Annotated in this window: 17 protein-coding genes; 14 read left to right on the top strand and 3 right to left on the bottom strand. The window is 67.5% G+C overall.

The genetic code is table 11. The features are described 5' to 3' along the window. Positions 1-13: 13 nt before the first annotated feature. Positions 14-439 carry a DUF7346 family protein gene (locus tag P0204_RS06585; RefSeq protein ID WP_276222737.1) on the top strand — a complete coding sequence of 142 codons (426 nt, stop codon included), beginning with the start codon at positions 14-16 and terminating at the stop codon, positions 437-439. On the opposite strand, the gene rad50 is transcribed toward P0204_RS06585, so the two are convergent. Further along, positions 436-3,105 (bottom strand): DNA double-strand break repair ATPase Rad50, encoded by a 2,670-nt coding sequence (rad50, locus tag P0204_RS06580; RefSeq protein ID WP_276222736.1) that lies wholly within the window; start codon positions 3,103-3,105, stop codon positions 436-438. The genes P0204_RS06585 and rad50 overlap by 4 nt on opposite strands. A gap of 13 nt (positions 3,106-3,118) precedes the next feature. Next, the gene (mre11, locus tag P0204_RS06575; RefSeq protein WP_276222734.1) at positions 3,119-4,393 is read right to left on the bottom strand and encodes a DNA double-strand break repair protein Mre11; all 1,275 of its coding nucleotides are present in this window, start codon (positions 4,391-4,393) and stop codon (positions 3,119-3,121) included. Positions 4,394-4,511: 118 nt separating this feature from the next. Here mre11 and P0204_RS06570 point away from each other — a divergent pair, with 118 nt between their 5' ends. From P0204_RS06570 to P0204_RS06515, 12 genes are read left to right on the top strand one after another with little or no spacing between them, the layout of a single operon-like run. Further along, a complete protein-coding gene (locus P0204_RS06570) occupies positions 4,512-5,132 on the top strand; it encodes a DUF7310 family coiled-coil domain-containing protein (RefSeq protein ID WP_276222733.1) in 621 nt (206 codons plus the stop codon). Then, positions 5,129-5,605, top strand: a complete 477-nt coding sequence (locus tag P0204_RS06565) for a DUF7311 family protein (protein ID WP_276222731.1) — start codon at positions 5,129-5,131, stop codon at positions 5,603-5,605. The genes P0204_RS06570 and P0204_RS06565 overlap by 4 nt, the downstream gene beginning before the upstream one ends. After that, entirely contained in the window at positions 5,598-7,454 is a 1,857-nt protein-coding gene (locus tag P0204_RS06560) for an ATPase, T2SS/T4P/T4SS family (protein ID WP_276222728.1), read from the top strand. The genes P0204_RS06565 and P0204_RS06560 overlap by 8 nt, the downstream gene beginning before the upstream one ends. Beyond that, positions 7,451-9,124: a type II secretion system F family protein gene (locus P0204_RS06555; protein WP_276222727.1), complete on the top strand. Its 1,674-nt coding sequence runs from the start codon at positions 7,451-7,453 to the stop codon at positions 9,122-9,124. Before P0204_RS06560 ends, P0204_RS06555 begins: the two co-directional genes overlap by 4 nt. A gap of 32 nt (positions 9,125-9,156) precedes the next feature. After that, positions 9,157-9,624 carry a DUF7283 family protein gene (locus P0204_RS06550; protein ID WP_276222726.1) on the top strand — a complete coding sequence of 156 codons (468 nt, stop codon included), beginning with the start codon at positions 9,157-9,159 and terminating at the stop codon, positions 9,622-9,624. Then, on the top strand, positions 9,605-9,994 hold the full coding sequence (locus P0204_RS06545; protein ID WP_276222724.1) for a DUF7285 family protein: 390 nt from the start codon (positions 9,605-9,607) through the stop codon (positions 9,992-9,994). The genes P0204_RS06550 and P0204_RS06545 overlap by 20 nt, the downstream gene beginning before the upstream one ends. Beyond that, a complete protein-coding gene (locus tag P0204_RS06540; protein WP_276222722.1) occupies positions 9,991-10,878 on the top strand; it encodes a DUF7284 family protein in 888 nt (295 codons plus the stop codon). Before P0204_RS06545 ends, P0204_RS06540 begins: the two co-directional genes overlap by 4 nt. Further along, on the top strand, positions 10,878-13,952 hold the full coding sequence (locus tag P0204_RS06535; protein ID WP_276222720.1) for a DUF7286 family protein: 3,075 nt from the start codon (positions 10,878-10,880) through the stop codon (positions 13,950-13,952). Before P0204_RS06540 ends, P0204_RS06535 begins: the two co-directional genes overlap by 1 nt. Positions 13,953-13,992: 40 nt before the next feature. Then, on the top strand, positions 13,993-14,421 hold the full coding sequence (locus P0204_RS06530) for a DUF5791 family protein (protein ID WP_276222719.1): 429 nt from the start codon (positions 13,993-13,995) through the stop codon (positions 14,419-14,421). Next, on the top strand, positions 14,418-15,305 hold the full coding sequence (locus P0204_RS06525) for an SDR family oxidoreductase (protein ID WP_276222717.1): 888 nt from the start codon (positions 14,418-14,420) through the stop codon (positions 15,303-15,305). Before P0204_RS06530 ends, P0204_RS06525 begins: the two co-directional genes overlap by 4 nt. 44 nt (positions 15,306-15,349) lie before the next feature. Next, complete coding sequence (locus P0204_RS06520) at positions 15,350-16,546, top strand: DHH family phosphoesterase (protein WP_276222715.1); 1,197 nt, start codon at positions 15,350-15,352, stop codon at positions 16,544-16,546. Positions 16,547-16,580: 34 nt separating this feature from the next. Next, positions 16,581-17,666 (top strand): aldo/keto reductase, encoded by a 1,086-nt coding sequence (locus P0204_RS06515; RefSeq protein ID WP_276222713.1) that lies wholly within the window; start codon positions 16,581-16,583, stop codon positions 17,664-17,666. On the opposite strand, the gene P0204_RS06510 is transcribed toward P0204_RS06515, so the two are convergent. Further along, positions 17,667-17,837: an HVO_0758 family zinc finger protein gene (locus P0204_RS06510; RefSeq protein ID WP_276222711.1), complete on the bottom strand. Its 171-nt coding sequence runs from the start codon at positions 17,835-17,837 to the stop codon at positions 17,667-17,669. It lies immediately after the preceding gene. A 117-nt stretch (positions 17,838-17,954) separates the two neighbouring features. On the opposite strand from P0204_RS06510, the gene P0204_RS06505 reads away from it, so the two are divergent. After that, complete coding sequence (locus tag P0204_RS06505; protein WP_276223251.1) at positions 17,955-19,091, top strand: MFS transporter; 1,137 nt, start codon at positions 17,955-17,957, stop codon at positions 19,089-19,091. The last annotated feature ends 36 nt before the right edge of the window (positions 19,092-19,127 follow it).

Genomic DNA, 19,127 nt, shown 5'->3' with positions numbered 1-19,127 from the left:
GCTACAGCCCCGTATGCGAACCGTCCGCGACGAGTCGGGCACGCGCTATCTGCTGCTCAAACGGTCCAGCGACGCGAGTCTGGTCAGAGACCCCGAGACCGGCGAGCGAACGCACGTCCCCAACGACCGACTCGAACCCGTCGAGGGCGAGTCGCCGCTGGAGACCGCCGCGGCGGCGGTGTCAGATCCGGTCCGTCGACTTCTCACGGCAGCCCACGACGACCGCTCGCTGGGGCTGCTCGTGGAACTCGACGCCCGCGGGCCGCTCGCGGTGACGGATCTGCTGGGCAGCTACGATCTCTGTGAGAGCGACCTCCACGGCCTGCTCGGGGAGTTCCGCGCGGCCGGGCTGGTCACGGAGGCGTCGGTCGCCGGCCAGCGGGGCTACGACGCGACCGAGACGACGGCCGACGCCCTGGCTGCCCTCGACGCCCGTTAGACCAACTCGGCGACGGTCGCCTCGACCCGTTCGACACGCGAGCGGTTCGTGGTCGCGTCTTTCTCCACCCGGACCAGATCGTCGGCGGCCCCGACGAGTTCGTCGTCGTGGCTGACCACGAGGATCTGTTCGACGCCGACCTCGTCACGCATGTACTCGATCAGGTCGAGCAACCGGGTGACGTGGCCCGAGTCCAGGAACACCGTCGGCTCGTCGAGGATCAGCGGCGGCATCGGTGCCGACCCCTCGATCCCCTCCGCGAGCAGCCGGTAGATCGCACACCGCAGACTGAGGTTGAACAGCGCGCGTTCGCCCCCCGAGAGCTGTTCGGGCTCCAGCGGGTCGCCGTCCTTCTGGTAGACGGTCAGTTCGTACTCCCCGTCGAGTTCGATGTGGGAGTACGAGTCGTTCTGGTAGACCAACTCGAAGGTCTCGTTGAGCATCCGTTCGAGCGTCTCGACGTTTCGCTGGCGGAGTTGTGCCCGCAGCGTCCCGTACATCTCCTGGAGCTGTTCGGCTTCGTCGTACAACTGCTCCAGGCGGTCGAGGGTCCCGGCCAGCGATGCCCGTCGCTCGCGCAGCGACTCCAGTTCGTCAAGCTCGGAGCGGACGCCGCCGATGGCGCTCTGGAGGTCGTCCCGGCGTTCGCGCAACTCCGCCAGTTTCGCCTCGGCCTTCTCCACGTACGCCTCGGCCCGCTCTTTCTCCGAGCGGGCCTCCTCGACCCGTGACTCGTCGACTGCCTCGGCCAGTTCCTGTTTCCGTTCGCGTTTCTCGGCCAGGCGCTCGCGGCGCTCGTCGTTGACCTCGGCGAGCTGTGCCCGCCGGCTACGGAGTTGCTCGATGTCGTTCTCACAGTTCTCGATCCCGTCCAGTAGCTCCAGTACCCCCTCTAACTGTGCGATCGACTCCTTGACTGTCTGGTGTTCCTGGTTGCACTCGCCGATCGTCGACCGGCACTCCGCGGCCCGTTCCCGTGCCGCCTCGGCGGCCTCGCGTTTCGCGTCGGCCTCGGCCTCCAACTCGTCGGCGTCCGCTCGGAGTTCGTCGACGCGTTCCTCGTCGTCGTCCAACCCCGACTCCTTCTCCTCGATCAACTGGACGACCGTCGAGCGGTTGTCGCGGAGCCGTGCCAGTCGGTCGGCGGCCTCGGCCAACTCCTCGGCCGCTTCGAGGTCGTCTTCTAGGCGCTCGACCGTCTCCCGAGCGTCGGCCAGGTCGGCTTCGAGGTCGGCGATCCGCTCGCGGTCGTCCTCGATGGACTCGACGTGCGGTGACCCCGTGACGTCCTGGCCACACTCGGGACATTTCCCCTCCTCCAGCAGCGCCTCGGCCTCGGCGAGCGAGGACCGCTCGTTCTCCAGTCGCGTCTCCAGTTCGGTCACCCGCTGGCGGGTCTCCGCCAGTTCCGTAGCGACCGACTCCCGGTGGGCGTCGACCCCGTCCCGGTCGATCTCGGCGGCCTCGAAGGTCGCCTCGACCGACTCGATCTCGTCGTCGATCTCCGAGAGTTTCTCGCGTCGCTCGGCGATGGTCTCGCGTGTGTCGGCCAGTTCCGACTCCAGTTCCGCGGCGCTCTGGCGCTTCGTCTCCACACGCGAGGCCAGGTCCTCGGCCTGTTCGGTCAGGCTCTCTGCCTCGCCGCTGTGTTTCTGTGCTTCGACCTTCTGGCTCTCGATGCGGGATCGCAATTCCTCCCCCCGTTCGTCCAACTCGTCGATCCGGGCCGTGACGGCGTCCCGGTCGGCGCTGTCGAGTTCGGTCTCGGTGACCTGCTCGTCGAGATCAGCCCGCAGTGAGTCGCGGTCACTCTTGCGCTCCGAGAGCTCGTCTTTGAGCTGCTCCCGTTCGCTCTCGGCCTCGGTGATCGTCGTCTCCAGGGAGTCGATGTCCTCGGTCAGTTCCGCCAGTTCGGTCTGTTTCTCCTCGTACTCGTCGAGGACGGACTCGGCCTGATCGCGGGTCTGTTCGGCGGTCGACTGTTGGTCCTCGATGCGCTCGATGTCGGACTGGACCTCGTTGAGTTCCGTCTCTAGCCCGTTGAGTCGCTCGTGGAGGTCCTGTGACTCCTTCTCGTCGATCTGTTCGTCCAGTTGTTCGAGCCGCTCTTGTTTTCCATTTCGGACACGCTTGACCCCCACGCGGGCGTCGCTGGCCCGTTCGCGGTACGTCTCCAGTTTCCCGAGTTGCAGGAGGTCGTCGAGCATGTCCTGGCGGTCGCTCGCAGTGGCGTTGATGAGCTTGTTCACCTCGCCCTGCCGGACGTACGCGCAGTTGACGAACGCCTCGCTGTCCATCCGGAGGAGTTCGGTGATCCGAGCGCGCACGTCACGCGCCCCCTCGAAGGTTCCTGTGGGCGTTTCCAGGACACACTTGGCGGTCGTCGCCCGCTCGCCGGTCGCCCGGACCCGGCGGGTCAGATGGTACTCCTCGCCGGCGTGGGTGAACCAGAGATCGACGGTGCAGTCGTCGGCGCCCAGCGTGACCACGTCCCCGAGGGTCTCGTCGATCGCTCTCGCGCCGTAGAGGGCGAAGAAACACCCCTCAAGCAGCGAGGACTTCCCGCTGCCGTTGAGTCCGTGGATGACGGTGACACCGGGGGCTAACCGCAGGTCGGCGTCGTCGTAGCATTTGAAGTTCTCCAGCCGGACGCGCTGGAACTTCATCGCTTCCCCTCCATCAGATAAACTCCTCCATGCTCGACTGGTCCTCGCCGTCCCGTGTCTCGGCGTCCGCCGGCGAACCGCCAGTCGTGGACCCGTCCGCGCTCGATTCGTCCGGTCGGCGCTGTTCCGGTCCGCTCCCGTCGGTCGACTCGGACGCAGCCGCGTTCGGCCCGTCGTCGGCAGTCAGCGCCTCGGGGTCGTCCTCGATCAGTTCACGGACCCGCTGTTCGACCGTCGACGTGACGTTCGCGTCGGCCACCTTCGAGGCCCGGATGGTTTCGTCGATGTCGCGGGCGGCCTCGCTCAGCCCCAGTTCCCGGACCCGTTCGGCGACGGCGTCGTCCGGGTCCGCGAAGCTCACGTCCGTCTCGTCGGTGTCGGCCGCCAGCTCCCGGTGGTCCGTGACGCGGGCGACCAGCGCACCCGCATCGAGGGCGAACTCCTCGACGCTGGCCGGGGCGATGGGGTCACCGTCGCCGTCGATGCTCACGATGACGACCGCGTCCGCGACGTCGTACTGGCCGACCTGGCTCCGCACGCGGTCGATCCCCTCTTCGGGCCCGAGGTCGACGTCGACGTAGACGAACTCCCGGGTGTCGAGCCCGCGTCGGGTGATCCGGACCTCCCCGTCGAAGGTGACGATGTTGTACCCCCGGTCCTCGCGTTCGCTCGCGCTCGCGCGCTCGGTCGATCCGCAGTAGGTGACCCAGGCGTCGGCGACCGCCTGTTTGGCGGGTGCGTGGTTGTCTCCCAAGAGAAGCGCGTCGAACGCCACCGAGGACTCGTTCAGGACGACCTCGGCGTCCCAGTCGCCGTAGTCGAAGGGCTGGAACAGCCCGTGGGTGACGAGCGCGGCGTGGTCGGCGTCGTGGGGGGCGAACTCGTAGGACAGGGAGTCACGCTGGGACCGCGGGACGAAATCGAGCCCGTAGAACGCCGTATCGCCGACCACGGTCGGCTCGTCGTCCAAGCGGGTCGCGAGCCCCAGCGACTCGTAGAGGTCGAGCCACTGTGCGTCCCGCTTTGCCTCGTGGTTTCCCACGACGGCGAGAAACGGGATATCGGCGTCGTCGAGTTCTTCGAGAACCGAGAGCGTCCCCATGATGTCGGTCAGGGAGGGACGACGGTCGTGGAACAGGTCTCCGGCGTGGACGACGGCGTCGACCCCGTCCTCGATGGCGTCGTCGACGACCTGCCGGAACGCCGCCAGGAAGTCCCGGCGACGCTCGGGGACGTGGTACTGCTGGTACCCCAGGTGGGTGTCGCCCGTGTGTATCACCCGTGTCATTCGTCCGTGCGTATGCCGTCCCCGCCTAAAGAGGTGTTGCGACCACGGTGAAAGTGGTCACCGTCGCCGCGGTCACTCGGACGAGGGTTCAAATACCAACACGGGGCCAACCGCGGACATGGCAGACAGCGAGACACTGTCAGAACGGGTCAGTGCCGTCGAGCGAGCGATGACCGAAGGCGAAAAGACGCTGCCCGACGCCGAGGCCGTCGCGGAGCTAGAACCCAGAGTCGCCGACGTCGAAGACCGATTGGCCCTGCTGGACGAGCGAGTGACCGAGCTGGAGGCCGCGACCCAGGCACTCCGTGGCTACGTCGGCTCGGTCAAATCGGTCAACGAGGACGTCGAACAGCGTGCCGACGCCGCGCTGGCAGCCGTCGACCGACTCGAAGACCGTCTCGAATCCCGGCAGGCGCCACGGGAGCCAGATCCACAACCGGATGCCACCGGATCGACAGTACAGGATCGGCCGGCGATACAGCAACGGTCACGCCGCGCCGAGGGCGGTCGGTCCAGCGAACACCGCGAGCAGTCCCCGGCTCCGAACCGCGATCAGATCGACGGACTGGCCGACGTGGATCAGACAGGGACACCGCAGGACGGCACAGGCCAGGACGCCGATGGAGTCAGACCACCCAGGACAGTCGGTGACGAGTCCGGGCGGACCGGCGGATCGCATCGCTCCGGCGAGGACCAAACTCGGGCCGGCGTGTTGGCTCGCATCCGGTCGCTGCTGTGATCGTCCGGCTGGTCCTCGCGGTCGTGATCGCGGCGGCACTGATCGGCGCGAGTATGCCGGGTATCAGAACTGTCCGGGCCGACCACGCCGACGCGACCGTTGCTCGCCAACTCGATACGCTGTCGACGCGGCTCCAAGCGATGGTCGAGCGCGACGATCCGGCCGTCGGTCCCGGTGCGCAACTGCGAGTCGACGTCCGGCTCCCACACCGATCGTTCACCCGGAGCAGGATCCGCTCCCTGTCGATCACCACCGACAGCAACGCGACTGTCGCGACCTGGCGCGTCGGTGACCGCGGTCAGACGCGACGACGGCTCGTCGGCCTCCCCCTCCGGACGACGGGAACCGACCTCACACTTCGGGGCGCCGGAACACATCGCCTCGTGTTCGGTTACCGACTCGACGACGGACGGATGGTGGTGACCGTCCGGCGATTTAAATCGGATGCCGGGGCCACGGTGGACCATGCGTGACCTGCTACTGGGTTCGACCGACGAGCCCGACTGTCGCTGTCGGACGACAGTCGACGGTTCGTTGCTTCGGGTCGACGCAGGCGACTGTCCGGGTGGGGGCGACCTGGCCGCCGAACACGCCTGCCGGGCGACCGTCGTCGAGGCGTCGAGCGCCCGCTCGATCGACCGAGTCGTCACGAGCGACTGCGGACTAGAACGGGCTTACCTCGACGGATCGGCAGCACTGCTGTGTGCCGCCGGTCGGTTCGCGGCCCGTGTCGCCACGATCGACGAGCGACTGGCCGACCGGGCACGGACCGATCCCCTGGCAGCAGCCGAGGAAGCGGTCGGGCGGGCCGGCCCAGTCGCGACCATGGCGGCAGAGACGGGGCTCGCCGTCGCGAGCGAGCGGTCGAACGACTACGAGACCGCCCTGAGCGCCTACGTCGGACCGACAGTTAGCGACGCGCGGGTCGCCGAGACACCGCCAGGCGACGCGGTACTCGTCGATCGGTGGCGGACCGAGACGGAGGCGGTCGTTCGGCAGTACGAACGCAGCGGTGAGATGGATCGCTACCACCTAGAACCGCGTGAGTCACGGTTCGAACCTGCGACGACCGAACTCCTCTCGGAGGCCTACGGCCGCCTCGCGCGTTCGGGAACCGGTGACACGCTGACACCGTATCAGGCCGCGAGTGCCGTCGCTGAAGACGGGGCCACAGCCGCGACTGTCGGCTCCGTACTGGCCAAACACACCGAGGGGGTAGGCATCTTACAGGACTTCTTCGTCGACCCGCGCGTCTCGGACGTCTTCGTGACCGCCCCGGCCGCCCAGACGCGGCTCCGGGTCCGCGTCGACGGCGAGACGATGGAGACCAACGTCAGGCTCTCTGTCGAGGGTGTCCGGGCACTGGCCTCGCAGTTCCGCCGGTCGAGCGGCCGGGCGTTCTCCCGGGCAAGTCCCACGCTCGACGCCACGACGAGCGTCAACAGCCGACGGATCCGCGTCGCTGGTGTCGCCGACCCGGTCAGTGACGGGTCTGCGTTCGCCTTCCGGGCCCACGATCGTGAACTCTGGCGGCTCGCAGATCTCGTCGCCAACGGAACCATGCCAGCTTCCGTTGCGGGGCTGCTGTCGGTCGTCGTCGAGCGTGGCGGCGCGTGTCTGGTCGCGGGCCCGCGTGGTGCTGGCAAGACGACCACGCTGGGGGCGTTGCTGTGGGAACTTCCCCGTTCGGTCCGGACAGTCCTCATCGAAGACACGCCGGAGCTCCCGGTCGAACAGCTCCAGGACGACGGCAGGGACGTCCAGGCACTGCGGACGACGACGTCAGACGGTCCGGCTGTCGACCCGGCCGAAGCACTCAGAACGGCGCTCCGACTCGGCGACGGCTCGCTGGTCGTCGGCGAGGTCCGGGGTGAAGAGGCTGCGGTGCTCTATGAGGCGATGCGTGTCGGTGACGGAGACGACGCTGTTCTGGGCACGATCCACGGTGGTGGGCCACAGGCCGTCAGAGAGCGCCTGGTGACCGATCTCGGCGTTCCCGAGCAGTCCTTCGCTGTCACTGATCTGGTCGTGACGCTGGGACAGTCAGACGCGACCGGCGATCGGTTCGTCCAGCGTGTCGACGAGGTCCGGGACCGGGAGCACGGTGTCGTGTTCGAACCACTGTTCGCCCGGGACGGTGACACGACGGAGCCGACCGGCGTTCTCGATCGGGGAAACAGCCGGTTGCTCGACACACTTGCACGACCGCCCGAATCCTACAGCGAGATACGGTCCGTAGTCGCGACTCGCTCGGAAACGATTCGGGATGGTGGCGGCAGCCATACAGACACTGCGAACCTCAGCCGGGAGCAACAGCTGTGAGCGGCGCGTCTCCGTCCATATGGGCGCTCTCGGTGTCGGTCCCCGAGTCATACCGTCGTGCCTGTCGGCTTCTGGACATCGAGACGACTCCCGAAGCGATCCTGGTGGTGAGTTACGTGATCACGGCGGTACTCTCCGGCGGTGGCATCGCGGTGGTCGTCCTCTTCGGGAGCCGTGTGGGTGGGATCACCCTCATCTCGCTGGCCGGCTTCGCTCTGATCGGTGGCCGGTACGGCATCGAACTGGCGGCACAGGCGCGACGTATCCGTGCGCTCGGTACCGCGCCCTCGCTCGTTACCAGGCTCGTCCTCGCGGTCGAACTGTGGCCGACAACCGAACGGGCGGCGGCGTTCGCGAGCCGGACGGGATCGGGACTGCTCGCCGAGAGCCTTGCGACCCACCACCAGCGGGCGCGTGACTCCCCTCACAGCGGCCTTCGGACGTTCGCCGACGAGTGGGGGGAGACGTTCCCGGCGCTGGAACGTGCACTTACCGGTGTCGAGCGTGCCGCCGGAGCCCCTGCCGACGAACGGAGCGAGATCCTCGCAACGACGCGACGGCTGTTACTCGATGGCACGCGCGAGGAGATGGCCTCCTTCGCCGCTGCCCTCCGGGTCCCGACGACGGCGCTGTACGCGTTCGGCGTCTTGCTCCCGCTCGCGCTCGTCGCGCTCGTCCCGGCCGCTGGGATGGCAGGGATTCCGGTCACCGGCTCGTCTCTGGTCGCCGTCTACGTCGTCGTCCTCCCGTTGGGACTCGTCGTCGCCGGTGCCTGGCTTCTCGCCAAACGGCCTGTCGCGTTCCCACCGGTTACGGTCCCTCGGAGTCATCCCGAGGTCCCCGACAGTCCGTGGCGTGGCCTCCTGGCCGGTCTCACGGTCGGCGGGGGCTGTCTCGCCCTCGGAACTGCACTGCTCCCAGTGTGGGGTGTCCCTGTAGCCGTGCTCGGGTCCGGGATGGGGACAGCGCTCGTCGTCGCCTACCGTCCGGTCGTTACGGTTCGAAAGCACGTCGTCGCGGTCGAGTCCGCTCTCCCGTCGGCACTCCAGGCACTCGGCCGACGGATCGATCGCGGGGAAGCCGTCGAGACGGCGATAGGGACCGTCGCCGACGAGAGTCAGGCCCCACTCGCTGCGGTGCTGGACGCAGCGTCGTGTCGCCAACGGCGGCTCGGGCTCACCGTCGACGAGGCATTCACCGGTGAATACGGTCCCCTCGCGACGCTCCCGAGCCGCCGCGTCCGTGAGGCGGTAGCACTGTTGTCGGCGGCGGCCACGATCGGCCCACCGGCAGGCCAGGTCGTGACCGAGATGGGGGAGCACCTCTCCGATCTCCGCGAGGTCGAAGCAGAGACTCGCCGAGACCTCTCACAGATCACTGGGACGCTCACCAACACGGCTGGGCTGTTTGGCCCGCTCGTCGGAGGAGCGACGGTCGCCCTCGCCGGTTCGATCGGCACGACCGGTCCGGTTTCGACTGTCTCTGTCTCGGTGCTTGGCCCCGTCGTGGGCTGGTATATTTTGCTCCTCGCCGCTGTTCTGACGACGCTGGCAGTCGGCCTCCGTCGTGGACTCGATCGCGCGCTCGTGGGATACCGTGTCGGGCTGGCACTGCTCTCGGCGACTGTGGCGTACTTCGCGGCTATCACCGGGACGGGACTTCTGGTGTAGGTTTAAGTCCGATACCGTGGCCAGACCGGTCTATGTTCGACGCACCGATCGATACGGTCACGCTCTGGGCCGGCGTCGGAGCGGTGAGCGTCGCCGTCCTGACTGTGATCGCACAGGCACCGACGACCGCACCACCAGCGGCAACGGCGACAGCGGCGGCTGTCGACGAGGTGACGACGAGTCCGGCAGGCTCTGTCGAACGACGACCGCTTCGTGCCCAGTACTGGTCCCTCGACGGCCGGCAACTCGGGTTGCAAAACGAGGGGGGAACGAGCCACGCAACGCTCCATCGGGTGGCTATCCCGGCCGGGGATCGTCGACTCGGGCAAGTCCTCGATGGAGCCGGTCCGGAGACGGTGTTCTCGTCGCCGGCTGAGTTCCACCAGGCGATCGACCAGGCTCGGAACCGATCCCGGAACACGCGCTGGTGGTCCGCACCGGACCGGCTGACCGCTCGGCACGTCGCTTGGGGGGATGTGGATGTCACACTTGTCGGATAGAGCTACTGCAGAGCCACTGGCAGCACTCGTCGCGGTGTTCGCCGTTACGGCCGGTATCGCCCTGTACGCGGGCGTCATCGACGAGGCACTCGCCGGTTCTCAGGCCGAGCGAAACCGGGCCGCGCCGACGGCGGACCTGATCGAACGGAACCACTCGACGGTCGGGCTCTTCGATCCCTCGGGACTCGCTCAGTCACTGTCTGCTGTCCCCGACGGGTACTCCGGAAACGTCACAGTCCGGGCTGACCGAACGTGGGCCGCGGGGCCGGCACCACCGGCGAACACTGACAGTGTCCGACGATCAGTGAGTATCCGTGCTTCCCCTGGCATCGTCCAGCGTGGGACGCTCCGTGTCTCGGTGTGGCGATGAGTCGCGCGGTGAGTACTGCTGTCGACGCGACAGTGTTCCTCCTGTTCGTCGGTGCTGCAGTGGCAGTCGTCCTGAGCGGGACGGCGGCCGAACAGCCCCGAACCGGTAACCTGGCCGCCGAGGACGCCGAACTCCTCGCGACCAGCACTGCGACCGTCGAGTACAGCCTCTCGACGCGCGGTCTCGGGACCGACCACTCGGCACCGACCTGGGTCGCCAACGGGACCGCTCGCCGACAGCGATCGGCACACGGTACGGTCGCAGAGCTACTGGGGGACGGGGCCATGCGGTCAGCCGCGGTTAACGGCCAGTCGCTCTCACGCTCCGGGATCGGTTTCAAGCGAACGCTGTCGGCGACGACACAGCGACGACTCCAGGAGCGTCGGCGATTGACGGCTGTCCGGGTCCGGTGGCGGCCCTACCGGGATGCGCCGATCGGCGGGACCTACCACGTCGGGGAGCAACCGCCACGTGACGCGTCCGTTCGAGCAGGATCGGTGACGGTCCCGAGCGGGATGGACAACGTGACAGCGGCCGCCCTCAGGGCTGCCCGGTCGTCGGGGTACGACGGAGTCGCGACCGTCGTCGCACGGGCCGTCGTCGACGGCCTCTTCCCGCCCGAACGCACCCGACTCGCACTCCACGGTGACTATCCGGCCGACGTGCTGACGGCCGCTCGATACCACCGGACGGCCAACGCTACTGGTGCCGCCCCGCTCGCTCTCGGCCAGTCGAACGTCACGACACTGAATCGGAAGCTGACAGGCGCACTCGCCGAACTCCTCGAAGCCGACATGCGAACACAGTTCCGCTCGCCGACCGCAGCGGCACGGGCGACCGAGACACACCGCGTTCGAGTCACCGTCAGGACGTGGTCGCCGTGATGGACGACCGCGGGCGGATCCCGTTCGCGCTGCTGGGCGTGTTGTTGCTCGTCAGCAGTCTCACACTCGCACCGTCGCTGACGACACGACCCCCGGTCAGCGAGACGACGATCGAGCGGGCTGTCGACCGGACGACCGCCGAGACACAGACGGCAGTCAGAGACGGTGTCTCGACGGCCGGCCAGCGAGCGGCCGCAAACCCGGTCGTGACGCCGGCAAACACCACCGCCGGGCGTGCGCTCAACCGCTCGACCCCGTTCAGGGACGCGCTGCGGATCAGAGTGTATCTCCAGGTACGGGACCGCCTCGAACGAGTCGGCTACGAACGCGAGCGGGTCACCGCTACCGCGTCGCTCCCGCCCGTGACCAACACGAGTTCGCTGCGGGCGGCAAAGCGCCGTGTCGAAATCCGACCGGCCGGACCCAACGGGACGGCGCTTCGGGCGACCGTCGAGAACGTCACGCTCCGGGTTCGACGCGGTGACAACGTCGTCGAGCGACGGCAGGTCTCGCCGACAGTCGTGGTCGCGACGCCCGTATTGTCGCTCCACGAGCAGGTCTCGACCTACCAGGCACGGCTGAACAACGGTCTCGACAAACCTGGCTTCAATCGGCGTCTCACCGCTCGACTCTACCCGATGGCGTGGGTTCGTGGCTACGCCCAGTACGGTGGCGTCCCGATCTCGAACGTCGTCGGCAACCGCCACGTCTCGTTGGCTGCCAACGGTGCCCTCCTCGGCGTCCAGCGGTCGACGTTCGGGCGGAGCGATCCGGCCGGACGACGGGCGCTGACGGAGGCGACCGCAGTCACTGGGATCGAGGACGTTATCGGCGGGAGCAACCCCTCGGTTATCACGAAGAAAGTGCTCGATCAGGCGAGCTACCGGCCACCGGCCAGCGATATCGGCCGTGGCAACGCGAACTGGAAGTCCCCGCAACCCACCGAGAGTATGCGAACCGGGATCAACCAGACCGCGGACAGGGCCTTCCGTGACGTCGCCGGCCCGTCGAAACTCCGTGCTACGACAGCCGCCGCCTACCGTGTCGAGGCACGACTCGTGACCGATACCCGCCGACTCAGAGGCGGCAAACCGTCGATGCCGGCGTCTCCCGGTGCGAACTGGACGCTCGTCGACGACCGGACGACCGACACGACGACGGTTCGAAACGCCAGTGGCGCGGTGTCGGTACCACAGGGCTGGCACCGGCTCGACGGCGTCGCTCGGACAGTCCAGGTGCAGTACCGACGAACCGCCGAGTGGACCAACGGTTCGGCCACACGGACGACAGTCACCGACCGGACTGCCAGCTACCGCGTCGGTGTCGCACTGGTCGGGCGCCACGATAGTCAGTCGGTGGCCCCGGCAAACGGTATCTCGACAGCCCACGATCCGAGCGGTAGTCCGCTGAACGGGTCGAACCTCGCGGACGTCGAGTCGAAAGCCAAACAGCGGTTGGTGACGGATGCAGGTGGCTACAGCACGATCGTGGCCAGTGCTGCGACAGGCCGCGTTTCGACTGCACCGGTCGAGATCCGGGCGGACCGCCCGCCGGGTCTTCGGTCGTGGGTGTACCGTGACCTGATGGGGCTTCGGGAACGCGTTCGGAACATCAGTGTGACAGTCGAGCGGGGGAAGATCGGGACGTTCGAGACGAACCCGCCCGGCCGACTTCTGGAACGACTGGAAGCCCGTCGCTCGGCCCTGGAAAACGTGCCGAGGACGTACAACAGTACCGCACAACGCGCACGAGTTGCGGCCCGGATCGCGTATCTGGACGCGGTCGAGAAACGGCTTGCGGACCAGTACCGAAAGCGCATGAGTAGACGGGACCTGTTCGACTCCCAGCTACAGCAACGGACGGGTGGTTCGATCCGGGACCTCCGCCGTGGGTTGACGGCCCGACGGACGAAGGTACCGCGAGCACGCCCGGTTCCGGAGGGAATCGCCGGTCCAGTCAGAACGCGCGTCGACGCCCGCCCGCCGTATCTGACGCGAGCGAAACTGAACGAGAAACAGTATCCGGCGCTGAACGGAACCGAACACCCGCTCGTCACGGAGAACATCAACGTCTTCACGCTCCCCTACGGTAACGCTGCCTCGGAACTGACGAGTATGATCCTCGCGACGAACGACCGGACCCGGCTCTCGACGGCTGCGACGGCGCTTCGGGCAGCGAACGCGACGATCGACAACGGGCGCACTACGACCGTCTCGGGCAACGCCACCAACGGGACGAGTCGGAACACGACGACCGTCACGTTCCAGCCCGTCAACGCGACCGTCGTCTCGCGGCGCGACCGGCTCCAGAACAACGTCAGACTGATAAACGGTTACCTCGCGGACCAGATGGTCGACGTCGTCGCGACCGAAACGACGGCGAGCGAACAGGAGAGCAGGACCATCGTCGCCGACGGACTCGATCGGTGGAACACGACTCACGAGCGGGCAGCGGCCCTGACGGACGGCCGTGCAGCCCGTCACGTTGGGACCGTCGCCGCGCGTCGACAGAACCTCTCGCGGTCGGAACGCGACTGGCTCCGCCTCAGGCTCTCCGCCCGCCTCCACGAGGAACGGAACGAACCGCGTATCGGCCCGCAGTCGAAGCTGGTCAACGAATCGGCGTCGGCGACCCGATCGGTCGCCGAGACGGCGATCACGACCGCGATCACGGAGACGACGAAGTTACAGGCCGAACAGCTCGCGAAGAAGCGACTCGGGACGGACATGCTCCCCGCGGGCCTCCCGGTCGCACCGCCGGTCATGCCGTGGTACGCGACGACGAACGTCTGGTGGGTCTCGGTTCGGGGCGAGTACGGGAGGTTTGCGGTCACGGCGAACCAGGGACCACCGTCGGCCCCGGCCGGGATGACGACCTACGCGCGAGACGGTGATGCCGTCGCGATCGACGTCGACGACGACGGACGGGACGAACGGCTCGGGACTGCCGACCGGATCTCGTTTGCAGCCGAGACCGGAGTCGTCGTCGTGGTCCCACCCAAGCCACGGGGTGTGGGTGACAAGGACGGCAACACCGTCGAACGCTCGCCGGGCTGGCCGGACGCGGGCGACTGAGAGTGACAGCCACTAATACCCCCCGTCCGTACCACGCACCATGCTCAGAGCGGAGTTTCCGGACGCGGCCGAGCAGTCCCCGGGGGAGTTGCTCGCGGCCTACGAGTCGGTCCTGGCGGGGACGGTCGACGCTGCCGGTGTCAACACTGTCGCCGAGCAGACGGGGCTGGACCGGGCCGTGATCGAGGCGTTGGCAGACGGCGAGGGGGCGGACGTGACCCTCGCGGACGCGGCGGCCGTCCTGGCGACGGACCCGGACAGGCCCGACGCGGGAGCGATCGAAGCCGAGGCACGCGACATCCTCCTGATGGGGATGACCACGGCCGTGATGGACGTCGAGTCGCTGGCTTCCGGGATCGACAGCGAACTCGACGCCAAAGAGATTCAGCAGAAGATCGAGGGGCGATACCCGGTGACACTCGCCGAGTACGCACGTCTCCACCAGTACATCGAGAGCCGGAAACAGTGACCGAACGCGTCGTCATCCTCGGCTGTGGCTACGTCGGGCTAGAACTCGGGCGACAGCTGACGCCGGCACACGAGGTCGTCGGCGTCCGTCGGTCCGAAGCGGGACTTGAGGCGGTCGCCGAGGCTGGTCTGGAAGCGGTCGAGGCCGATATCACGGACCCGTCGTCGCTGGATGCGGTCCCGGACGCCGACTGGCTCGTCTTCGCGGCCAGTTCCGGAGGCCGCGGTGCCGAGGCGGCCCGGGAGGTGTACGTCGACGGCTTGGAGACGGTGATCGATCAGTTCTGGAGCCGCTCGGACCCGCCCGAACGGCTCGTCTACACGTCCAGTACTGGCGTCTACGGCGACCACGACGGCGATTGGGTCGACGAGTCGACGCCGCTCGCTCCTCAGACGGAGAAGACCCGGGTCCTCGCGGAGGCCGAGCGTGTCGCCCGTGAACGGCCGGCAGAGTACGGTGGCCACGGGACAGTCGCCCGCTTCGCCGGGCTCTACGGTCCGGACCGATACCGGTTGGACCGCTACCTAACGGGGCCGGTGACGGCTGGCTATCTCAACATGATCCACCGGGACGATGCGGCCGGTGCCGTCCGGTTCCTGCTTACGGAGGACCACCGGGCGGAGACGGTACTGGTCGTCGACGACGAGCCCGTCGAGAAGTGGGCCTTCGCGGACTGGCTCGCCGAACAGTGTGACGTGGAGTTCCCGCCCAAGCAGACGAAAACCGAACGGTTGGCCGACGACGACCTCTCCGAGACGGCCCGCCGACGCATCCAGACGAGCAAGCGTTGCTCGAACGCGCTGTTGCGGGAACTGGGCTACGAGTTCGCGTTCCCGACCTTCCGTGAGGGATACCACGCGGCCGTCGAGGCCTCCCTCGAGTAGCGACGGGGGAACATTCTTATCTGGTCCCGCGGGATGTATGTGGTATGACACCAGTGGTGGCACAGCTCGATGGTCGGGCTGATGCCGCTGTGGCAGCGGTCAGAGACCAGCCCGTCCTCGCCGCGGCAGTCGTCTGTCTCGTCGTGTTGCTCGCGCTCGCGGGCTGGCTGATCTGGCGGCACCTCTGTCGGACTCCGGCAGGCCGATTTCGTGCTGTTCTGGCCGACTACGAGGAGATCGCCGTCCTCATGCATCCCAACCCTGATCCGGACGCGATGTCCTGTTCGCTCGCGGTCGCCGAACTCGCCGGCGCGGTCGACACGGCGGCGACGATGGTGTATCCGGGCGAGATCCGCCGTCCGGAGAACCGTGCTTTCGAGACGGTCCTGGACCTGGAGTTCGAACGGATCGAGTCGGCCGGGGAGATCGGTCCCGAACAGATCGTTCTCGTCGACCACAACGAGCCACGGGGGTTCCCGGGGGCCGAGACCATCGACCCCGTCGCTGTCGTCGACCATCATCCGGGCAACGGGACCGGGACACGCTTTACCGACGTACGGACCGACGACGGCGCGTGTACCACCATCTTCGCCGAGTACTTCGCGGAACTGGACTGGGAGTTCTACGAGGTCGAGACGGGTGTTGGCGACGGGACGTTCGACGGGACCGACGTTCCCGACGAGATGCTTCCGTCCCACGTCGCGACCGGGATGCTCTACGGTATCCAGTCCGACACCAGATCGCTGACCAACGGCTGTTCCTCTGCCGATTTCCGGGCAGCTTCGTTCCTCTATCAGGGGATCGACGGGGATCTGCTCAACCGCATCGCGAACCCACAGGTCGACGCCGAAGTCCTCGACGTGAAAGCGCGTGCGGTCACCAACCGTGACGTCCGGGCACCCTACGCATACAGCGACGTCGGGGAGGTATCGAACTCCGATGCGATCCCGCAGGCCGCAGACGAACTGGAGACCTTAGAGGGTGTCTCGGCGGTCGTCGTCGTCGGTCAGAGCGACAAGACGCTCCGGCTGGCGGGGCGGTCACGGGACGACCGGGTCCACATCGGGCGAGTCATCGAGTCGGTGCTCGACGACGTACCGATGGCGGAGGGCGGTGGCCACGCGCGGATGGGTGGCGGACAACTGTCTGTCGACCATCTGAACGGGATCGGACCGGGCAACGGCATCTCCCGTGACGAACTCCGTGAGCAGTTGTTCGACGCGATGAGCGGACAGCAGTGACGACCCTTTTGCGCCGCCGGCTCCAAGCACCGCTATGGCAACACGGGAGGCGACCTGGGCGTACCGGGACGACCACGACGACTTCGCACGGACGTTCTATCGACGGTTCGGGGACGGTGTCGTCTCCAGCATCGGCGTCGGCACGTACCTCGGTGACCCGACCGACGGGCGCGACGACGCCTACCACGACGCTGTCGTCACCGCCTTGGAAGGCGGGATCAACCTCGTCGACACGGCGATCAACTACCGCCACCAGCGCTCCGAGCGGGTCGTCGGGCGTGCCGTCGCGGACGCCGATGTCGACCGGGAGGCCGTCGTCGTCGCGACCAAGGGCGGGTTCGTCCCGTTCGATGGCGAGCGGCCCGCCGATCCCGGTGCCTTCGTCCAGTCGACGTATCTCGACACCGGAATCGTCGACCGCGAGGACCTCGTCCGGGGTCAACACTGTCTCACGCCGGCGTTTATCGACGACCAGCTCGATCGGTCGCTGTCGAACCTGGGACTGGAGACGATCGATCTCTACTACGTCCACAACCCGGAGACACAACTGGCGGCCAACTCCCGTGAGGCGGTCTACGACCGACTCGAAGCGACCTTCGAGCGGCTGGAGGAACGGGCTGCGGCCGGCGACATCGAGCACTACGGGGTCGCGACCTGGGAGGCGTTCCGGGTCCCACGGGACCACGACAGCTACCTCTCCCTGCCGGAAGTCGTCGAACGGGCCAGAACAGCGGCCGACAGCGCCGGCAACGCTGCGACCCACTTCCGGGCAGTCCAGCTCCCGTTCAACGTCCGGATGGCCGACGCGTTCACGGTCGAGGCACACGAGGGGGCGGACGGTCCCCAGTCGGCGCTGTGGTTCGCCCACGAGGCGGGGTTGGACGTGTTCACGAGCGCCTCGATCATGCAGGGGGAGCTCGCGGACGCGATCCCCGACGATGTCGCCGCGCGGCTCGCGGGCGAGACCGACGCGCAGCGAGCGATCAACTTCGCACGCAGCGCTCCCGGCGTTACCTCGTCGCTGGTCGGGACGGGATCGGTCGAGCACGCGAGGGAAAACGTCGATGCCGGCCGGTACGAACCGCTCGGAGCGGACGCCTTCGACGCCGTCTTCGAGTGACTACCCCAGCTCCTTCCACTCGCTGCCACATTCGGGACAGCGGCGGACCTTCCCGATATCGTCGGGGTTGTTGTCGGTCGTCAGCGTCTCCTCACAGGCGGTACAGGAGAGTCGTCCGTAGTTGTCCTTCTCGACGTCGCCGGCCCGCAGCGCTTTCCTGACCGAGTCCATGTGTGGGCGGTTGTCACCGGGGAGTAAAAAGCCCGCGGCGGATTCGGAAGGTTTGTCTCTCCCCGTGGCCCAGGCGGGGACGTGTCACGCCGTTCGGTGTTCGGATCGCTGCTCGGGTTGGTCTTTCTCATCAACCTGGCGAGGGTCGTCTTCGCGCCGTTGATCGAGCCGATCAGGGCGACGACCGGGGCCAGCAACGCGACGCTCGGGCTGTTGGCGACGATGGTCTGGGTCGGGAGCGCCGTCCCGCGGCTCCCGACTGGGTTCCTGCTCACCCGGATCAGCCGGGCACAGGCGATCTTCGGCTCCGGCGTCGTGTTGACCGCCGGCACTGTCTTCACCCTGTTCGCCCCGACGCCGCGGTTGCTCCTCGTCGGAGCGCTGACGATGGGGTTGGCAAGCGGGGTCTACATCGTCGCCGCGAACACGCTCGTCAGCGAACTCTTTCCGAGGACTCCCGGCCGGGCGCTGGGCCAACACGGCGTCGCGAGCCAACTCGCCGCTCTGGCCGCTCCCGGCCTGGTCGGTCTGGCGCTTTCGCTCGGTAGCTGGCGGTTCGTCCTCCAGTGGATGGCCGTCGGCGCCGGCGCGACGACGGTCGTCTTCACGCTGATGGCCCGCCGAACCGAGTTTCCCGACGCCGGCAGCGAGGATCGGGACGTGATCGGCGCGATCAGCGCCCAGCGGCGGATCGTCCTCACTGCGGTCGTCGCCCTGGGACTTACGACGATGATCTGGAACGGGTTGTTCAACTTCTATATCACCTATATCAAGACGACGGGGCTCTCGGAAGCGACCGGACGGACGCTGCTGCAGGTCGCCTTCGGTGCCGGCGTCCCGGCCTTCTACGTCAGCGGCCGGTTGGCCGACCGCCTGCCGAACATCCCCTACCTGCTTACGATCCTCGCGGCGTTTACCGGCTGCATTATCGTTCTCCCGACTCTCTCGGGCTTTTGGCCCCTGGCGGTTGCCACCGCCGTCACGGGGTATGTCATCCACAGTATCTTCCCGGCCGTCGACACCTACCTCCTGGGATCGTTGCCGGATCGTCACCGGGCGAGCGCCTACGCGGCCTACGGTGCCGGGATGATGGTCTTCCAGGCACCCGGTAGCGTGGTCGTCGGCGTGCTCCTGGACAACGGCGTTCCGTTCGGTACTATCTTCCAGTTGATGGCCGGCACGTTGCTGGTCGTTCTCACGACACTGGTCGTGTTACACGCCGACGGACGACTCCCCAGCGGGGCGAAGGCCTGACGGCTCGGTAACGCTGAAGCCACCGGCGTCCGGACG

The sequence above is a fragment of the Haloarcula halophila genome, from assembly GCF_029278565.1.
Lineage (GTDB): Archaea > Halobacteriota > Halobacteria > Halobacteriales > Haloarculaceae > Haloarcula > Haloarcula halophila.
Note: the sequence above shows the minus strand (reverse complement) of the source record. Positions and strands in the feature narration are given on the sequence as shown.